The 18965-nt window shown below is 44.7% G+C and carries 14 protein-coding genes; 8 read left to right on the top strand and 6 right to left on the bottom strand.

What is annotated here, in order from left to right; translation table 11 throughout:
* The first annotated feature begins 47 nt into the window (after positions 1-47).
* Both ACNAZ4_RS15285 and murC read left to right on the top strand, forming a co-directional pair.
* Positions 48-1166 carry a nicotinate phosphoribosyltransferase gene (locus tag ACNAZ4_RS15285; RefSeq protein ID WP_415815660.1) on the top strand — a complete coding sequence of 373 codons (1119 nt, stop codon included), beginning with the start codon at positions 48-50 and terminating at the stop codon, positions 1164-1166.
* A gap of 240 nt (positions 1167-1406) precedes the next feature.
* Positions 1407-2708, top strand: a complete 1302-nt coding sequence (gene murC, locus ACNAZ4_RS15280; RefSeq protein WP_415815658.1) for a UDP-N-acetylmuramate--L-alanine ligase — start codon at positions 1407-1409, stop codon at positions 2706-2708.
* Between the two features lie 197 nt (positions 2709-2905).
* Here the strand turns inward: murC and ACNAZ4_RS15275 are convergent, their stop codons facing one another.
* The gene (locus ACNAZ4_RS15275; RefSeq protein ID WP_415815656.1) at positions 2906-4021 is read right to left on the bottom strand and encodes an aminopeptidase; all 1116 of its coding nucleotides are present in this window, start codon (positions 4019-4021) and stop codon (positions 2906-2908) included.
* 476 nt (positions 4022-4497) lie between these two features.
* Here ACNAZ4_RS15275 and ACNAZ4_RS15270 point away from each other — a divergent pair, with 476 nt between their 5' ends.
* The 3 genes from ACNAZ4_RS15270 (at position 4498) to ytxJ (ending at position 5954) form a co-directional block, all read left to right on the top strand.
* On the top strand, positions 4498-4977 hold the full coding sequence (locus ACNAZ4_RS15270) for a DUF948 domain-containing protein (protein WP_415815654.1): 480 nt from the start codon (positions 4498-4500) through the stop codon (positions 4975-4977).
* A gap of 18 nt (positions 4978-4995) precedes the next feature.
* Positions 4996-5478, top strand: a complete 483-nt coding sequence (locus ACNAZ4_RS15265; protein WP_415815652.1) for a YtxH domain-containing protein — start codon at positions 4996-4998, stop codon at positions 5476-5478.
* 146 nt (positions 5479-5624) lie between these two features.
* Positions 5625-5954, top strand: a complete 330-nt coding sequence (gene ytxJ, locus ACNAZ4_RS15260) for a bacillithiol system redox-active protein YtxJ (protein WP_415815650.1) — start codon at positions 5625-5627, stop codon at positions 5952-5954.
* A gap of 215 nt (positions 5955-6169) precedes the next feature.
* Here ytxJ and ACNAZ4_RS15255 read toward each other — a convergent pair whose 3' ends face one another.
* The gene (locus ACNAZ4_RS15255; protein ID WP_415815648.1) at positions 6170-8335 is read right to left on the bottom strand and encodes a cell division FtsA domain-containing protein; all 2166 of its coding nucleotides are present in this window, start codon (positions 8333-8335) and stop codon (positions 6170-6172) included.
* A 360-nt stretch (positions 8336-8695) separates the two neighbouring features.
* On the opposite strand from ACNAZ4_RS15255, the gene ACNAZ4_RS15250 reads away from it, so the two are divergent.
* The gene (locus ACNAZ4_RS15250) at positions 8696-9769 is read left to right on the top strand and encodes a bifunctional 3-deoxy-7-phosphoheptulonate synthase/chorismate mutase (RefSeq protein ID WP_415815645.1); all 1074 of its coding nucleotides are present in this window, start codon (positions 8696-8698) and stop codon (positions 9767-9769) included.
* A 262-nt stretch (positions 9770-10031) separates the two neighbouring features.
* Complete coding sequence (gene ccpA, locus ACNAZ4_RS15245) at positions 10032-11030, top strand: catabolite control protein A (RefSeq protein ID WP_415815643.1); 999 nt, start codon at positions 10032-10034, stop codon at positions 11028-11030.
* A 374-nt stretch (positions 11031-11404) separates the two neighbouring features.
* Here ccpA and ACNAZ4_RS15240 read toward each other — a convergent pair whose 3' ends face one another.
* Genes ACNAZ4_RS15240 through ACNAZ4_RS15230 form a run of 3 tightly spaced genes read right to left on the bottom strand, consistent with a single transcriptional unit; the run spans position 11405 to position 13900 of the window.
* Positions 11405-12577: an acetoin utilization protein AcuC gene (locus ACNAZ4_RS15240; protein ID WP_415815641.1), complete on the bottom strand. Its 1173-nt coding sequence runs from the start codon at positions 12575-12577 to the stop codon at positions 11405-11407.
* Positions 12574-13221, bottom strand: a complete 648-nt coding sequence (locus ACNAZ4_RS15235; RefSeq protein ID WP_415815639.1) for an acetoin utilization AcuB family protein — start codon at positions 13219-13221, stop codon at positions 12574-12576. The genes ACNAZ4_RS15240 and ACNAZ4_RS15235 overlap by 4 nt, the downstream gene beginning before the upstream one ends.
* Positions 13222-13267: 46 nt before the next feature.
* A complete protein-coding gene (locus tag ACNAZ4_RS15230) occupies positions 13268-13900 on the bottom strand; it encodes a GNAT family N-acetyltransferase (RefSeq protein ID WP_415815637.1) in 633 nt (210 codons plus the stop codon).
* A 224-nt stretch (positions 13901-14124) separates the two neighbouring features.
* Here ACNAZ4_RS15230 and acsA point away from each other — a divergent pair, with 224 nt between their 5' ends.
* Positions 14125-15843, top strand: coding sequence for an acetate--CoA ligase (acsA, locus tag ACNAZ4_RS15225; RefSeq protein WP_415815635.1), 1719 nt, complete (start codon positions 14125-14127; stop codon positions 15841-15843).
* Positions 15844-15949: 106 nt separating this feature from the next.
* On the opposite strand, the gene ACNAZ4_RS15220 is transcribed toward acsA, so the two are convergent.
* Positions 15950-18874, bottom strand: a complete 2925-nt coding sequence (locus ACNAZ4_RS15220; RefSeq protein WP_415815633.1) for a transglycosylase domain-containing protein — start codon at positions 18872-18874, stop codon at positions 15950-15952.
* Positions 18875-18965 lie beyond the last annotated feature (91 nt).

Raw genomic sequence — 18965 nt, 5'->3', positions numbered from 1 at the left:
GAATAACTGATTATAGAAGTTGGGTTGTTATTGAAGGAGCTTTTTGGATGAAGGAAATTGAATTGAAAATGCAGGGGAAAATCAGCCGCCTGACCAATCATACATTCAAGTTTGATGAAAGGATCCGGGATGGCTGGTTTTCAGCCGTGTATTTTCTCAAGACTCAAGAGCTAGTGAAGAAATACCATGAAGACAATATCATCACCATGCAATTTTTTCAGAAGGATGAGGCAGTCCTTTGCGGAACAGATGAAGTAATCGCCCTGGTAAAAACGTTTGCCGACCGTCCTGAGGAACTCGAGATTTACTCGCTGAAGGATGGAGATAAGATTTCTCCATTCGAAACGGTCCTGACCATTACCGGTCCTTACCAGAGTTTCGGGTATCTGGAAGGAATCATTGACGGCATCCTGGCCAGAAGGACCTCTGTGGCAACGAATGTTTATAATGTCGTCAAGGCCGCAAGCTATTCCGGCAAGCAAAAACCAGTGATCTTCATGGGCGACCGTGACGATCATTATACGACACAGGCTGGAGATGGGTATGCTGCCTATATCGGAGGAGCCACAGCCCAGGCAACACACGCGATGAACGAATGGTGGGGCAAGCACGGTATGGGAACGATGCCTCATGCTTTGATCCAGATGTTCGACGGTGACATTGTGGCAGCAACAAAGGCCTATCATGAAACTTTTCCGCATGATGATTTGATTGCGCTGGTGGATTATAATAATGACGCGATTACAGATTCATTGAAAGTCGCGAGGGAATTCGGGGAAAAGCTAAAGGGAGTAAGGGTTGACACATCCCGTACGATGATCGACCAGTATTTCCTCCGCAACCAGCACCTGCTTGGAACTTTCGATCCCCGAGGCGTGAATGCTGAATTGATTTTTGCATTAAGAAAAGCCCTTGATGATGAAGGGTTCCATCATGTGAAAATTGTCGTGAGCGGCGGCTTCAGCGAAAAAAGGATTCTTGAGTTTGAAAAGCATCATGTTCCAGTCGACATGTATGGAGTCGGCGGCAGCCTCTTGAAATTGAAGATTGGTTTTACCGGAGATAATGTGATGCTGAATGGGAAACACCAGGCGAAATCAGGGAGAAAGTTCAGGCCCAACCCTCGTCTTGAAAAAGTTGAATTCGAAAAGATATGGAAAGTTTAACAGATACCCATTAAGGGAAAATATACATTTATCCATGATTAAGAATTCTATAATGATTTTGAAATAAGAATGAAACTGTGTTAAATACAGTAATGATGTTATAATGATTCAATACATGAGAGATAAGATGGATGAAATCAAGTTTTGCGGCAACAGTTTCATATAGAGACGGCCAAATGAGCAAAACAGGATATCTGTCATATACTGTGTTACATACAGACGTTGTTGGAGGTTCTTTATATGACTATTTACCATTTTGTAGGTATAAAGGGGTCTGGAATGAGTGCTTTGGCTCAAGTTCTCCATGATATGGATTATCAGGTGCAGGGCTCCGATTATGACAAGCACTTTTTTACCCAGGTGGCCCTTGAGAAATCTGGAATAAAGATCCTTCCGTTCAATAAGGATAATATACAGCCTGGGATGACAATCATTGCCGGCAATGCCTATCCGGATACCCATGAAGAAATTCAGGAAGGAATGAAACTGGGCCTTCCTATCATCAGGTACCACCGCTTCCTTGGTGATTTCATGCAGAACTTTACGAGCGTGGCGGTTACAGGGGCACATGGCAAGACCTCGACTACAGGTTTGCTTGCGCATGTGATGAGGGGGGCAAAGCCTACTTCCTTCCTTATTGGCGATGGAACCGGGAAAGGTGACAAGGATGCTCAATACTTTGTATTCGAAGCCTGCGAATATCGCCGCCATTTCCTTTCCTATTTCCCTGATTACGCCATCATGACGAATATCGATTTCGACCACCCGGATTACTTCGCCAATATCGAGGATGTCTTCTCAGCTTTCCAGGAGATGTCATGGCAGGTTAAAAAGGGTATATTCGCATGTGGGGACGATGAACAGCTTCAAAAAATCCAGGCAAAGGTGCCAGTCGTATTTTATGGCTTCGGGGAGGAAAATGATTTCCAGGCTCGAAATATCATTAAATCCACAAGTGGGACTACCTTTGATGTCTTTGTCCGGAATACGTTCTATGATTCGTTCTCGATACCGGCATTCGGAGACCATAATGTGCTGAACTCACTCGGGGTCATTGCATTATGCCATTATGAGAATATCGATTCGAAAGTCATCCAGGCACAGCTTGAAACGTTTGAAGGAGTTAAAAGAAGATTCTCTGAGAAGAAGGTTGCAGACCAGATCATCATTGATGATTACGCACACCATCCAACAGAAATCAAAGCAACCATCGATGCGGCAAAGCAAAAGTATCCGGATCGTGAAATCGTCGCTGTATTCCAGCCGCATACCTTTACACGGACCCAGGCATTCCTGAATGAGTTTGCCGAAAGCCTGAACAAGGCTGATAAGGTATATCTATGCGAAATCTTCGGGTCTGCCCGTGAGATTCACGGCAAACTCTCGATCACTGATCTGAAAGAAAAAATCGATGATGCAGAAATCATCACTGAAGATGATACAACCTTGCTGAAGGAGCACGGCAACGGAGTTATCCTGTTCATGGGTGCAGGAGATATCCAGAAGTTCCAGGAAGCATATGAAAAACAATTGCAAGTGTAAACGAAAAGCGTAAGCGCCTTGGTCAGCTTCGACAAGCGCTGGAGGGCTTGACAGTGAAGTCGTTCCTTGACTTCATTGGCAGGACCGTAGCGTCTCGAGGAGCAAGGCGCTAGAGCTGGACAATTCTCAAATGAAAAAATTAATACTTACTGATACTAAAAAGGATGCGGCCAAGTGAGCCGCATCCTTTTTTGGTGTTATTTTAAATTTTCGGGGTTCAAGCCTTCCAGTTCCGGAATGACAAACACTCCGTCTTTTCGGACCAGGACATCATCGAAGTAAATTTCTCCGCCGCCATAATCTGGGCGCTGGATATTGACCATATCCCAGTGAATGTTGGAATGGTTGCCATTGAATGCATCGTCATAGCATTGTCCAGGTGTGAAGTGGAAGCTTCCGTCGATTTTTTCATCGAACAGGATGTCCTGCATTGGGTGAAGGATATATGGATTCACGCCAATCGCGAATTCTCCAACATACCTTGCTCCTTCATCGGTATCGAAAATCTTGTTGATGCGTTCTGAGTCATTCGCTGTTGCCTCGACGATTTTCCCATCCTTGAAGGTCAGCTTCACATTTTCAAACGTGAATCCCTGGTATGGAGAAGGAGTATTGTATGTAATCACTCCATTGACCGAATCGCGGACAGGAGCTGTATAAACCTCGCCATCTGGGATGTTCAGCTCACCTGCACATTTGACCGCCGGAATATCCTTGATGGAGAAAGTCAGGTCTGTTCCTGGTCCAGTGATTCTTACTTTGTCTGTGCGGTTCATCAAATCAGCCAGGCTGTCCATTGCCTTGTCCATTTTGCCATAATCAAGGTTGCAGACATCGAAATAGAAATCTTCGAAAGCTTCGGTGCTCATTTTAGCAAGCTGTGCCATTGCTGAGTTCGGGTAGCGAAGGACAACCCATTTCGTTTTAGGAACACGAATGTCCCGATGGACTTTTTTGCCGATTGTACCGCCATGGATTTTCATTTTGTCCGCAGGGACATCAGCATGTTCGTTGATGTTATCACCGGAACGAAGCCCGATGTAGGCATCCATTTTGCTCATCACATTGGCTTCGAAGTCCGCGATCATGTCGAATTGCTCCTGCTGTGCACCCATAAGCAGCGCACGGTCAACCTGGTGGTCCTTCAAGGATACGAACGGATATCCGCCAGCCTCGTAGGCTTCTTTTACCAATGCGGTAACTAGCTCACGCTGAAGCCCGAAGTTCTCGATCAGGACCTTTTCTCCTTTTTGAAGCTTGACAGAGTAATTGATCAGGTTTTTCGCAAGTGTTTGAATACGTGGGTCTTTCAAATGAATCACTCCTAAGTATGTAAATATAAACACATAATCATATTGTAACCGAAACACCGAAATTTGTACTGTTTTCCTTTTAAGACTTTTGACAGGATGGGCAGTGGAAGGGGATGGTGTCAAGAATAGCTTGGGATTTTGACAGGATGAGCAGTGGAGTGGAAAAGCTGTCAAAATAGACGCGGAATCTTGAAAGGTTGACCTGGAAAAGTAAAAAAGCTGTCAAAATCAGCTTCGAGTTCAAAGACCGTATGCCAGTTAGTTCTATTAAAGCTCCATGAAATCAAAATCCTCAATCGTAATCTTCCGTTCCAAACCTAGAAATCCAATCTATCTGCTGGAATTTTCTGTGTAAGAAAGATATTCTAAAGGAGGAAGGAAAAGGGGCTGTGTCTATTGAAATAGTTAATGGACAAGGTGGTTTACGTCGCCTTATGCTGGGTAAAATGTACATATGCTAACGGAGGTGTTCAACAGTGGAAATTATTTTGTATTTAAGTGTTGCAGTAATAGCAATCGCATTCTTAGTTTTGGTAGTTTCATTATCCAAAACTCTAAAATCTTTGCAAACAACGTTAGACAGTGTGTCAGGTACGCTTGACGGCCTGGAGAAGCAGTTGGATGGCGTGACTCGTGAAACAACGGAGCTTCTGCACAAGACTAACAATTTGGCTGACGATATTTCAAGAAAATCTGAGAGCTTGAACGGTGTCATTAATGCTGTGAAGGATGTAGGAAATTCTGTTCAGAGATTCAACCAATCGATTCATAATGTCCAAACTATGGTTGACGTTCAGATTGACAGGAATAAGGACAAGATTTCACAGGTTGTCCAGTGGAGCAATGTGTTCCTTGAATTGAAGGATAAGTGGCAGTCAAAAAAAACAGCTCGCATTGACCATCAAATGGAAGGTGAAGAGATGGTAGCGAGGCAAAGAGAACGTGTCCGGTATTAAATGAAAGGTGGAGATAGAATGAACAGGGAACAGAGCCAATATGATGTAAATGGATCAATGAGGGACAATAACAGTAATAACAGTAATTCCAGGGATTTTGTCACTGGTGCGATTGTTGGAGGACTTGCAGGGGCACTCGCCGCATTATTGCTTGCTCCCAAGTCTGGGAAAGAGTTAAGAGGATCGCTCAATGAGCAATCTTCTACTCTTAAAAACAAAAGCGTTGACCTTGCTTCTGTAGCGAAGGAAAAGGCAAGCGGCCTGAAGGAGACTGTCACACAGCAATCTTCTAATCTCGTGAGCAAGGTGAAGGATATGAAGAACCAAAATGGTACAACTTCTTCCGTTTCCGAGGAGGACCAGCTGCAGGAAGTGCCAACTTCCATGGCTGAGACAAGCTCAATGGATCATACGCATACTGCCACTGGTGAAGAAATCCAGAAAAAGCTTGAAGAAACACAAAAGGCTTTTGATGAAACAGAAAACAAACTGAATCAGTAAGTTTGTCTTGTAAACGGTGAAGTGGTAAGATTACTTCACCGTTTATATTTATTTAAAGGGCTTTTTTCGCTTAAAAAAATTCTCTGAAAAGATTAATTGGGAATGAAAAATGAAGCGATCAGAGCCATGAAAAAGGAGAGAGTAGGATGCAAAGGATTAATTCCATCGAAGAATTCGACAAGATTGTCGATGCTGGTGAAACGTTCTTCATGCTGAAACACAGCACAACCTGCCCGATCAGTGCAGCTGGATATGATGAGTTTGCCAAGTTCGAAAAAAACAGCTCAGACCAATTATATTATTTAACTGTCCAGGATTCACGCGATCTATCAAACCATATTGCTGAGAAATTCCATGTCAAGCATGAATCGCCCCAGGCCATTCTGTTTGTTAATTCCGATGTGGCATGGCATGCTTCCCATTTCAAAATCACAGCAAAATCAATGGCTGCGGCAAAAGAAGAGAATGTAAAGTAAAAAAGACTGTTTTCGTAAAGATTGTTGTTAAAATCCTAAAGCCGATTTTAAAGTGATAATAGCCATTGTGTTTGTCGGTACTAAGTTTGCAAGCTCTTTTCTCATAAGAGTCGTGCATAATGTGAACCATCTTAGGTAATTCAATCCTATTTTGTAGCCAATAGCAACAAAGTCTGAGAAAAGAGCCATAAAAAAACATCCGGATGGATGTTTTTTTACTTTATGCTAATCGGATTTTCAAAGGAGATGTTCAGTTCGTCTCCTGGTGCAAGGCAATCATCAAACGCTGCTTTTTCACCGTTTTTCAACAACGTGAATCCGCGGCTCTCTTTAGGGATTTCTATCTGGGCAAAATTGAAAACATCCTGGAAAATGAATGGCTGCGCTTCTTTTTGTTTAGTGGTGATCTGGTCACCGTTATAGATTCTCTCATCCATCCCGAGTTTGACGCCATCTCTGAAGAACTCAAGTACTAGGTGCTCAAGCTGAATTTCCTGCCCATTGAAGATGATCGTCATAGTTTCCGTGGATTTAATGCCAAGAACCTCTGAAAGTCTCCTAAGTGTCGGTTCTGTCCCCTTTTCAAAACGGATGTTATCCAGGTGGTCAAATTTGTTATGAAGACTCGCTTGCCTATCATTCACAAAGATTCTTCCCGTGAACTCCGTGATTTTTTGTTCTGTCCCGTCAATCTTGATATAAAATGGGCGTGTATCCATCAGCATTTCTGCCTGCTTGAGCTCCTTCAATGCGTCTTCGATCGTCTCTGCCATCATAAAGGAGATTTCGTCCCTGTCTGCCACTTGCTGTGAAAGTGAAATCGGGACAGGAAGGCCATTGCAGGTCAATTTGGAGCTTATTTCATACCTGTGACCATTGATGATAATGGTTTTTGCAGGAAGCTCTCCAATCAAGTCTTGAAGTGCCAATTCAGGTCTGACTCCGTCCTCGCCCTTCACGACAGTCAGCTGGTCTCCTCTATCCACCTGGTCATCAAACGTACAAGGTGAACCATTTTTAAGTAATACAGGGGGCTGCCCATGTTTGCCCGGAATGGTGACATTCTTGCCATTCAGGCTGACGATCATCGCTAGTCCAGGCTTGCCATATAGCTTATTCATTTTGATGCCTGCGGCGAGCAGACAGTCTCCCACCGTCAATTTATTGACTTCGAAAAGCCTCACCGGCTGTCCATTCACGTATACCGTATGATACTGGACAGGGGATTGCTTTGCTGCGATCGCGATTCCGATTGGCGTGACAAGTTCGGGGCCTTTCGCGATATGGCTTGCAAATGAAACAGATGAAATGGCATCAAGACCCCGGATGGCAACCCTGTTTTCAGGCAGGTTCAGTTTGTCGGCAAGCCTCCTGGTCAAATCAGGTGTAAGGCTTCCACCCCCGACAAGCATGATTGCTTTAGGAGATTTATCGTTATTCAATCTCAGGATTTCATCACCAATGGTTCCTGCCAGGCGGTCAATTGCAGGAGTGATCCTCTCGATCGCTTCCGTTTTGCTGACAACCGTCTCGAATCCAAGTATATCGGTGATGGTAATAGATTCATTTTCGAGCAGCTCCCGTTTTGCTTTTTCAGCAAGAGGGAAGTCAAGCAGGAATTCATCGCTCACGGCTTCTGTGATTTCATCTCCAGCAACAGGCACCATTCCATAGGCGATCACTGTCCCTGAATCCGTGAGTGCGATATCGGACGTTCCGGCACCGATATCGACGAGGGCCACATTCAATCTTCTCATTGATGCAGGGATCAATACATTGATTGCGGCAATCGGTTCAAGTGTCAGGGCATCCATTTCCAGGCCAGCCCGGTCCAAAGCGGCGAGCAGTGACTCCACCACGACTTTTGGCAAAAAGGTTGCGATGATTTCAACAGATGCCTCGGATCCGCGCTGATCGATCAGGCTTCCAATCACTTCTCCATCCAGCTGGTAATAAAGTACAGAGTATCCGACACAATAATAGTGATGACTCAATTCATTGCTTTTTTCCCCAGCGACGGCAGCCTGTGCATGCTGGACGGCGCTGAGTTCAAGATGGAGGATATCTTGTTTTGAAAACATTGGCTTGCCGCTAATATCAACGACTGCTTTTGAACGTTCCGTTTTAAGCGCACGGCCGGCAGCAGCCACACAGACCTTTGTCAACGGGCCATGTGAAACCTCCAATTCTTCTTTGATTTCCTGGATGATGCTAGATACGGAAAGTACGTCGTGGATCTGTCCGTCAAGCATTGATCGATCCTTATGTTCACGGATAACGATTTCAATTGCTTCATAATGTCCATCAGATTCTTCGAGGATGATTCCGACGACGGAACGCGTCCCGATATCTAACGCAAAGAGTTTATTATTTACATGCAAATTCGTGCACCCTCTAACTTAAAGTCTCATATGATGCTTTATCGCTTAAAAGCGTTTAATTATTAAAGAAAAATGCGTGACAACTAAATTTTTTTCAGATATAATTACCTTTATTAAATTGTACAGCTTCAGCCATCGGTAATTCAGAGGTCTTTTTTACATAAGGCTCTCCTACTATTATCGGTTATGAGATGCCTATGCTTTAGGGAAGGGCTTCAGAAAGCCGGCCCTTTAAAAAAATGTATCATACAACTCTATTGCTATAAAGAAGATTCAGGTTGATTTTACGGTTTAAGCCTGGCATGCTTGATGATTCTTATAGTTAGGGCTAAAATGAATTTCGAAAGGACGGGACAGAAAATGACAAAAAATCTTGACCAGCTTAGAAATCGTGTGGATGAATTGAATTTAGAGCTTCTCTCATTAATCAATGAAAGAGCCCTGCTCGTCCAGGAAATTGGCCGTGCAAAAGAAACACAGGGTGTCTATCGTTATGATCCTGTTCGTGAAAGGGAAATGCTCGATCTGATCAAGGAAAGCAATAACGGTCCTTTTGAAAATTCAACTATTGAACACATCTTCAAAGAAATCTTCAAAGCGGGACTCGAGCTTCAATCAGATGACCACCGAAAAGCTCTTCTTGTTTCCAGGAAGAAAAAGCCTGATGATACGATCATCGATATTAAGGGATTGAAAATCGGCGACGGCACCCCGGATTTTGTTTTCGGCCCATGTTCAGTTGAATCATATGAACAAGTAGCCACAGTGGCGGAAGCGGTTAAAGCGAAAGGTTTCAAACTGCTTCGCGGCGGAGCTTTCAAACCAAGGACTTCACCTTATGACTTCCAGGGTCTAGGTGTCGAAGGCCTGAAGATTTTAAAAAGGGTTGCTGATGAGTATGATCTTGGTGTTATCAGTGAAATCGTTACACCTGCGGACATAGAAATAGCCGTGGACTATCTGGACGTCATTCAGATCGGTGCCCGCAATATGCAAAACTTCGAACTTCTTAAAGCTGCAGGGGCAGTGAATAAGCCTATCCTGTTGAAGCGTGGACTTGCCGCTACGATTGAAGAATTCATCAATGCAGCTGAATACATCATGGCGCAGGGAAATGGCCAGATCATTCTTTGCGAGCGCGGGATCCGGACATATGAAAAAGCGACCCGGAACACACTTGATATTTCTGCAGTGCCAATCCTGAAAAAGGAAACACATCTTCCGGTCATGGTAGACGTTACCCATTCAACAGGCAGAAGGGATCTATTGCTGCCGGCAGCCAAAGCTGCACTGGCTATCGGAGCAGATGGCGTCATGGCAGAGGTGCATCCAGATCCAGCAGTCGCATTGTCCGACAATGCACAGCAGATGGACCTTAAACAGTTTGATGAATTTTTGGAGGGATTGAAATCCACTCCATTCGTGAGGATATAAAGTTTTGAAGCCTTCCTTTCTTTAGAGGAAGGTTTTTTTATTGACCAAACAGGGGTAACTTAAAAAGAAAACTGCCGAAAAGAACGATATAAAAATACATAAAATTAAGCTGTTCAGATTGCGGGATTGGTGTGGATATCGTATGATTAATAACATAATTAAACTTGTACATATAATCACAAACTTAAAAAATGATTATTGTTGCAATTTTTGCTGTAAACTAAGCAAAAAGTGCCGTTTATTACCTGAAGGAGTGAATTAGATGAATATTACAATATATGATGTTGCACGGGAAGCGAACGTTTCAATGGCAACGGTTTCACGTGTTGTCAATGGAAACCCGAATGTTAAGCCAGCTACAAGGAAGAAGGTCATGGAGGTCATTGACCGTCTCGGCTACCGTCCGAATGCCGTTGCCCGGGGACTGGCAAGCAAAAAGACGACAACTGTCGGTGTGATCATTCCCGACATTGCGAGCCCATTTTTTGCAGAGCTTGCGAGGGGCATTGAAGATATTGCTACAATGTACAAATACAATATTATCTTGAGCAACTCTGACCAGAACATTGAGAAAGAACTTCACTTGCTGAACACCATGCTTGGCAAGCAAGTGGACGGAATTGTGTTCATGGGCGGCAATATTAAGGCCGAACATGTAGAGGAATTCAAAAAGTCCCCTGTCCCAATCGTCCTCGCTGGATCGATTGAGGAAACAGGCGAAATACCATCGGTCAATATCGATTATGAGCAGGCGACATTCGATGCGGTTTCTGCTTTTGCAGAAAAGGGTCATAAAGAAATCGCATTCGTAATTGGACCACAGATCGAGCCAATCAATAAGGATAAAAAACTCGAAGGCTATAAGCGTGCATTAAATGATGCCGGAATACAATATAATGAAGATCTTGTTGTTGAAGGAGACTATACGTATGATTCAGGCCTTGAGGCCATTGAAAGAATCCTCGAGCTCGACAAGAAGCCAACAGCAATCCTTGTCGGGTCGGATGAAATGGCACTTGGAGTCATCCACGGTGCTTTTGACCGCGGTTACAGCGTTCCAGAAGATTTCGAGGTAGTGGCATCGGACAATACAAGATTGACATTGATGGTACGCCCGCAGCTTACAACGATTGTCCAGCCTTTGTACGATATCGGAGCAGTAGCCATGCGCTTATTGACGAAGTACATGAACAAAGAAAAAGTGGATGAGAACATCGTAGTCCTGCCACACAGGATCGAGAACAGAAATTCAACGAAATAATTCAGAACCCCTTGCAGAAGATGCAAGGGGTTTTTTTTTAGCAAAACAAATGAAATCAACGTGAATTCCTCTCATTTTCTGAGGAATTCACTCGCGATATTAAAAAAATACTGCAAAGGCTTATGATATTGAAGATCACGGTTGCTCTTATAACCTAAGAGCCTACAAATTAAAATAATTCAACCACATTTTGGATTAATTCGATCACTTTTCAAATTAATTCGTCCACATTTTCGGTTTTTTCGACCACATTTCTAATTAATTCAACCACTTTTTTAATTAATTCGTCCAACTCAAGATAATGAACTTGACCGGCCGCATATCTCCCATCAATAAAACAAAAAAACCGGGGAAATACTCACCCGGTTTTGCATTTAAACGGTTTCTGATTTTTTATTAGAGCGGATTGGATACAAGGCTTTTTCGACTGTCTGGGCATTTTTTTCGGTAATTTCAGGTTTCCGCGGGATTGGCGGATATAGGTTTTCTGGATCATCCCATTCAAGCGGCAATTCAACAGGCGCCTGATCCTTCCATGCATCAAGCCATTCCTGCGGCAAACTGCCATAACAGTTTGAGTTTTCAATCATCTCGAGCCAGATCAGTGACCAGGCTCTTGGCACCACGCGCCAGATGTCGTAGCCTCCGCCGCCGACCGCAATCCACTTGCCGCCGCAATATTTATGGGCAACCTCATGGGCGAGCTTGGGAATCTCCCGATAAATCTTCATCGTCGCCGACAGATGGGTCAATGGATCAAGGTAGTGGGCATCGGCACCATTTTGCGTCAGAATGACATCAGGCTTGAAGAATTCCACTACTTCAATCAATGAATTTCGATAAGCCTCTAGCCATGATTCATCCTCTGTGAAAGCATCCACCGGGATGTTGAAAGAGTATCCGTAGCCTTTGCCTTGTCCGCGTTCATTCACATTCCCTGTACCGGGGAAGAGGTAGCGCCCGGTTTCATGGATCGATAATGTGCAAACATTCGGGTCATCATAGAATGACCATTGCACACCATCACCGTGATGGGCATCGGTATCGACATATAATACCCGTGCATTGTATTTTTCCTGAAGGTACTTGATTGCAACAGAACTGTCATTGTAAATACAGAAGCCCGAAGCCTTGCCACGGAACCCATGATGCAGGCCGCCGCCTAGATGCAAAGCATGGTCAGCTTTCCCTGACATGACATGGTCCACTGCAGTCAGCGTGCCGCCAACGAGCAAGGCACTTGCTTCATGCATGTTGGTGAAGATTGGTGTGTCTTCTGTTCCCAGTCCATATCCTTCCGCGGTTTCACCTTTAAGCTTTCCCTGGCCAGCAAGCTTAACAGCGTTTACAAAATTGGGATCATGGACGAGATGGAGTTCCTCATCCGTGGCCATCCGTGGCGGGACAATCTGGCTGTCCTCGATTGCCCCGATTTTACGCAATAAATCCAGCGTAAGCTTCAACCGCATCTGGTTAAAAGGATGGTTGCTGCTGAACCGGTAGTTCAGCAGATCGTCTGAAAAGACGAACACAGAGCGGTCGGTCATGATGAAACACCCGGGAGATTAGGCCAGAGTACTTGGTGTCCCGCTTTTTTTAAATCCTCGATTACTGCGATGGGATTCATCGTCTGAATCCTTACGACGAGGATTTTGTACCGCTCGTCTTTTTGGTCAGGGTAAACAAGGACACTTTGGATATTTGCTTTCCGCATGCTGATGACGGATGCTATCTCGCAAAGCATGCCTGCTTTGTTAGGGACTTTAACTTCAATCTGGGATCCGGGCTGGTGGGCGCCTGTCAGTTCCACAAGCGTATGGAGCAGGTCTGTCTCTGTCACGATCCCCACAAGCTTCCTGTCATTGATGATTGGAAGGCAGCTGATATTATGTTCATAGAACACCGCTGATATTTCCTCGACAAAGTCCAATGGATGCCCAGTGATCACATTTGTGGTCATAATGGACTTTACCGGATTATCAAGCTGGCCCTTATGTTCGTCCCAATGGAAAACCGATGGGGCAGCGTCCTTGATGTCCCGATCCGATACAAGCCCGATCACTGCGTGGTTTTTATTCACGATTGGGATATGCCGGATTTTATTTTCCGCCATCAATTTGATCGCGGCTGCAATGGTATCCTCAGGAAAAAGCGTCGTGACATTCTTCTTCATAATTTCCTCGACGATCATGATTCCTTCCTCCTTGAATGATGAGGTGTCTTTCAAGCTGAAAACTTTAATACATAAAACGGTTCATGAACCGCAGCTGATCGAATTTTTGCACAGATTCAGGCTGGATTCTTTTCCCGATCCGTGCCATCAAGCAGTTTGCTGGATGGGAGCTGATTTCGGGGTCATCCGTCGCATACCAGACAAGACCGCCGGCATTCATCATTTTCTCCATGACTTTTCGATATTCCCATACATTGAGGCCAGTGCCTTTCAGGTCCCAATGCCAATAATACTCAGTCGTGATAATGATATAATCTTCCATTGCGTCATCCATCATCGAGACCATCAGCAAGTTCTTGCCAACTGCGCTTCCGCGGAATTCAGGTATGACTTCGATTGCACCAAGTTCGATCAAGTCTTCCATTTTTCCCTCAGACCATCTCTCAAGCGGGTCTGGATACAGATAAGTAACATAGCCGACGATCATATGGCCAGAACGGGCAACGATGATCCGGCCCTCCGGCAGTCCGGCGATTTCAACCAAAGCCTTGTGCTGCTGGGCTGGAGGACGGAAAGCTACCAAATCTTCATGAAATTCATAGTTTGCCAGTTTCTCCGGGGAAATCGGGCCTTCAATGATCAAACGGCCATGCGGAGTCTTCAGTTCTTTTGCGTTATAAATCTTTTTATGTTCCATTCAGTCACCACCCGTCAACAATTCAAACGATAATTCTATTATACATAAAATCTAACAAATAAAAGCGCTTTCACAAAATTTTCTGTATTCTGGCAACGACTTTTCCTGCAAGAAAGGCTGACAGGGAAGAGGGATTTATTTTCTACTAATTTTTTAAAAATTGAGAAAATCGAATTTTTATACTATAATGTATTTTAAATAAATAAGCCAAGGGGGATGGATAGATGAAAGTGGAAGCGCTGCCAGTGACGCAAGGGAATCATAACTTAAAAAATTATGAAGAGCTTCATGGCCAATTTGATTGGGGTGAAGCTGAAAAAGAGTTTTCCTGGTCTGATACAGGAAGGGTCAACATTGCATATGAAGCAATTGACCGCCATGCAGAAAGTTTCAGGAAAAATAAGATTGCGCTATATTATCAGGATGGGGTGCGCAAGGAAAAATATACATTCAAAGAAATGAAGGAACTTACCAATAAAGCTGGTAACGTATTCAAAACATATGCTGATGTGGAAAAAGGGGACCGCGTATTTATCTTTATGCCTCGTTCTCCAGAACTTTATTTTGCTGTCCTTGGGGCTGTAAAACTGGGTGCGATTGTAGGCCCATTGTTCGAAGCATTCATGGAAGGAGCTGTCCGGGATAGGCTTCAGGACAGCGGTGCAAAAGTATTGGTTACGACACCTGAGCTTCTTGAGCGGGTTCCTGTCGATGAGCTGCCAGACTTGAAGCATATTCTTCTTGTTGGTGACAACCTGGATGCAAATAGTCAATATGTTGATTTTAAACAAAAGCTTTCAGAAGCTAGCAATAAGCTTGATATTGAATGGGTTGACCGCAAGGATGGCCTGATTTTGCATTATACCTCCGGATCGACTGGAAAGCCAAAAGGTGTCCTGCACGTCCATAATGCGATGATCCAGCATTATCAGACTGCTAAATGGGTCCTGGATCTGAAAGAAGAGGATGTCTACTGGTGCACAGCGGATCCAGGCTGGGTGACAGGTACATCTTACGGTATTTTCGGACCTTGGCTTGCAGGAGCATCAAATGTAATCATTGGCGGCCGTTTTAACCCGGAAACATGGTATAAGATGATTGAACAGTATGGAGTGACTGTCTGGTACAGTGCTCCGACGGCTTTCAGGATGCTGATGGGTGCCGGGGATGAGGTCGTGAAGAAATTCGACCTGAGCTGTCTTCGCCATATCCTGAGTGTAGGCGAACCGCTGAACCCTGAGGTAGTCAGATGGGGAATGAAGGTGTTCAACCTGCGCATCCATGATACATGGTGGATGACTGAAACTGGCGCACAGCTGATCTGTAACTATCCAAGCATGGAGATCAAGCCTGGCTCGATGGGCAAGCCAATCCCGGGTGTTCAAGCTGCAATCGTTGATGACCAGGGAAATAAACTGCCTCCATACAGAATGGGCAATCTTGCAATCAAAAAAGGCTGGCCTTCAATGATGCATACAATCTGGAACAACCCGCAGAAGTATGAGTCTTACTTCATGCCTGGTGACTGGTATGTTTCCGGTGACTCAGCGTACATGGATGAGGACGGATACTTCTGGTTCCAGGGACGGATTGATGATGTCATCATGACCTCTGGTGAACGTGTTGGACCATTTGAAGTAGAAAGCAAGCTTGTTGAACACCCTGCAGTCGCTGAAGCGGGTGTCATCGGCAAGCCGGACCCAGTGCGCGGCGAAATCATCAAGGCGTTCATCGCATTGCGTGATGGTTATGAGCAATCCGACGAGTTGATCGAGGAAATCCGCCAATTCGTGAAAAAAGGTCTTGCAGCACATGCAGCACCTCGTGAAATCGAATTCCGCGATAAGCTTCCTAAGACACGAAGTGGTAAAATCATGCGTCGCGTGCTGAAGGCATGGGAACTTGACCTTCCAACCGGCGACCTGTCTACAATGGAAGATTAATAGAAAGTGATAAAAGAGCGTGAAACCGGGTTTCACGCTCTTTTTCTGCAGAAAAATAAGCACCGCATCCTGAAAGGAAGCGGTGCTTATTTTTTATTGATCTATGCTAGTTGCCATTTCCTTCGCCTTCTCCGCCGCCGCCATCGCCATCTCCAGGCGGTTCTGGTGGATCATCCGGCTTAGGTTTAGGATCTGTCGGTGGAGGATCTTTCGGTTTAGGATCCTTTGGTTTATTTTTATCGTCTTTCGGTTTGTCATCCTTTGGAGGATCCTTAGGCTCTGGTCTCTGGCCGATTTCAATGATATTCGATGGTGCGGATTCTTTTCCAGCTATATCGACAGCTGTGACATAGAATATGCCGTCTCCTGCATTGAAACTCAGTTTTTCACCTGCTTTGATGCTTCCGACTTTTTTCTTGTTGTTATAGATTCGGTAGCCGACAATATCATTCTCAGGGTGCTTGCCCCAGGTGATTTTTTTTCCTGAAAGCTTGATTCCAAGACCTGCAGGAGTCTTGCCATTTTCACTCAGCTTATCATTAGCAACCAGGATCTTGTTCCAGGCATCCTTCTTAGGGATCAACTGCTGCGGGTCCCTGATTTTATGGCCGATGTAGCTTTCCATATATTCTGGGTTCAAAATGACACCAGTATCTGTAAATTCTGCTGGTGTGGAGTCAAGGGCAATGTACCTCTTGTCTCCAACTCTTACAAATTTGTTTTCAACCAGGCTGTCATCCACTTTTGTCGGTGCGTATTTCGCAATGAAATAGTCTGATTCCACAAGGCCTGCTTTCGAACATGCACTTGAAGGAAGCAAACCGGAAACAGCACAATAGGATCGCTTGACAATACCGCCAGGCATTTTGAAGCGTTCTTCAGGATCGACCAGCTTAGGGTCGACATCATAGGCTGCATTCATCAGGTCAGCCCAAATGTATTGAGTTCGTACACCATATGAAAGATTTTTATATCTTTGTTCAAGTGCTTTAGGTGTATCGTAACCAAGCCATACCCCGAAGGAGACATTCGGATTGGTAGCGACAAACCAGGAATCAATATATTCATGTCCAGTACCTGTCTTGCCAGCCCAGTCAGAAGCGAATTTCAATCTTCCTTTTACAGCGGTGGCAGTACCGCGGTTGATGACGTCACGCATCATATCGATGGTCAGGTATGATGTCTGCGGACTGAAGACATCCACTGGTTCGGATTTATGCTGGAAGACGACTTCGCCATTTTTGTCGACGATCTTCTCGATCATATATGCATCGATGAATTTTCCGCTATTTGCGAATGTACCGAATGCGTTGGTGTTTTCTTCAACAGTGACACCGCCGCGAAGGGAACCGATAGCAGTCGATAAATTGGAATAATCATCAGGCTGGAGATTTGAGAAGCCCATCTTATCCAGGAAATTAGCAGGTCTCTGGCCGATGATGCTCTTATAGGCCAGGACAGCAGGCACGTTGTAAGACTTCGTCAGTGCATATCTGGCAGAGGTCAAACCGCTGTATCTCATATCATAGTTATTAGGCCAAGGTTTGCTCTTTCCATTTAAAAATACTTGAACATCCGGTAAAACAGTACCTGGATGTAATTTCCCGAGCTCCATTGCAGGAGCATAGACGAGAAGCGGCTTCATCGTCGAACCGTTCTGTCTTGGAGCCCTTGTAGCGTGGTTCGTCTGTTCACGCTTGAAGTTGCGGCCGCCAACAAAGCTGATGATTTTACCGGTTTTGTTTTCAATCAGTGTGGCGCCGATTTCCACAGGTTCTTTGACTATCATAGTTTTGTCCGGATCATCAGGATCAGGAACTTCCTGTGGCTTTTCGCTTCCATAGTAAGGGTAATTCTTCGCAGTGTCCTGCATCTTTTCATAAATCTCTTTATTGATGGTTGTGTAAATCTTATAGCCGTTCTGGCGAAGATCACGGTTGGCAAGTGCCTCGTATTCAGCCATCAAATCATCATCTTTTTTCAAATCGTCTTCTTCATAACCATCACGTTCAGCTAGAAGTTTAGCCAAAATATCAATTGAGCGTTTCTCGATTTCAAAGGTAAGGAAAGGATACTCCTCAATTGTGTTATCACTCGGAACCTCTTTGACAAAGTCCTTCGTGATGTCGTAGTTGATTGCTTCCTTGAATTCGTCATCCGTAATGAAACCGGCACCATGCATCCGGGTGATAACCGTCTTGTATCTTGACAGGCCGGGTTCAAGTCCTGCAGCATCCTTAAGCTTGCCGTGATTGCTGCTGAATGGGGTGTAGCCAAATGGGCTCTGTGGAAGTCCCGCGATAAAGGCAGCCTGAGGCAGAGTCAAGTCTTTCGCGTCTTTTCCGAAAATCCCGTTTGCCGCAGCCTGAACGCCGGCAATATTGCTGCCGTTCGCGTTACGGCCGAAGGTAGCGACATTCAAATAGGCTTCGAGAATCTCTTTTTTATCGAAGAATTTTTCGAGGCGGAGGGCGAGAAGGATTTCTTTCGCTTTACGCTCGAATGAAACTTCATTCGTCAGGATCTGGTTCTTGATGAGCTGCTGCGTCAATGTGCTTCCACCTGAGGATGTCGCTGAGTTCGTGACCTCCTGGAAAAGGGCGCGCATGATGGCTTTTGGCACGACCCCATCATGTTCGTAGAAATACTCATCTTCTGTTGCCACGATCGCATTGACCAAATACTTTGACATATCGTCAAGCTTTACTTCCTCGCGGTAGAGGTCAGTCCTGAGTTTGCCAAGATAAACATCGTTATCAAAATATAAGTCCGAAGTCTCTTCATAGTTGTAAATATCTTTCTTCATATTTTCATATGGTCGGATTTGCTCATCTTTGACAAGGGATGCAAAATACCCGGCGCCTGTTCCTGCGGCAAAACCTCCACCGAGGACCAGCACAATAATCAATAACAGTAACATGTTCCAGACAACCGAGTAAGTAATCCGGGCTCCTTTTACGGTCTTTTTATTCGTAAAAATAGCACCAAAGGATTTAAGCTTCTCTTTCCAAGGCTGTTTTCCTTCATGCATTCATATCATTCCCCCTAAAATCACATACATTATAGCATAAAGAAGCTGTCGAATAGACTGTAATCTTAATTTTTCTGAAAACTTATGTCGA

Origin of the sequence: Mesobacillus thioparans, assembly GCF_965138835.1 — a bacterium.
GTDB classification, from domain to species: Bacteria; Bacillota; Bacilli; order Bacillales; family Cytobacillaceae; genus Mesobacillus; species Mesobacillus thioparans.
Note: the sequence above shows the minus strand (reverse complement) of the source record. Positions and strands in the feature narration are given on the sequence as shown.

Bases quoted from the DNA above. Each gene is read 5' to 3' on its own strand.
- ACNAZ4_RS15240 (WP_415815641.1), bottom strand. From the start codon at position 12,577: ATGACCGACCGCTCTGTGTTCGTCTTTTCAGACGATCTGCTGAACTAC.
- ACNAZ4_RS15285 (WP_415815660.1), top strand. From the start codon at position 48: ATGAAGGAAATTGAATTGAAAATGCAGGGGAAAATCAGCCGCCTGACC.
- murC (WP_415815658.1), top strand. From the start codon at position 1,407: ATGACTATTTACCATTTTGTAGGTATAAAGGGGTCTGGAATGAGTGCT.
- ACNAZ4_RS15235 (WP_415815639.1), bottom strand. From the start codon at position 13,221: ATGATCGTCGAGGAAATTATGAAGAAGAATGTCACGACGCTTTTTCCT.
- ACNAZ4_RS15230 (WP_415815637.1), bottom strand. From the start codon at position 13,900: ATGGAACATAAAAAGATTTATAACGCAAAAGAACTGAAGACTCCGCAT.
- ccpA (WP_415815643.1), top strand. From the start codon at position 10,032: ATGAATATTACAATATATGATGTTGCACGGGAAGCGAACGTTTCAATG.
- ACNAZ4_RS15220 (WP_415815633.1), bottom strand. From the start codon at position 18,874: ATGCATGAAGGAAAACAGCCTTGGAAAGAGAAGCTTAAATCCTTTGGT.
- ytxJ (WP_415815650.1), top strand. From the start codon at position 5,625: ATGCAAAGGATTAATTCCATCGAAGAATTCGACAAGATTGTCGATGCT.
- ACNAZ4_RS15265 (WP_415815652.1), top strand. From the start codon at position 4,996: ATGAACAGGGAACAGAGCCAATATGATGTAAATGGATCAATGAGGGAC.
- acsA (WP_415815635.1), top strand. From the start codon at position 14,125: ATGAAAGTGGAAGCGCTGCCAGTGACGCAAGGGAATCATAACTTAAAA.
- ACNAZ4_RS15250 (WP_415815645.1), top strand. From the start codon at position 8,696: ATGACAAAAAATCTTGACCAGCTTAGAAATCGTGTGGATGAATTGAAT.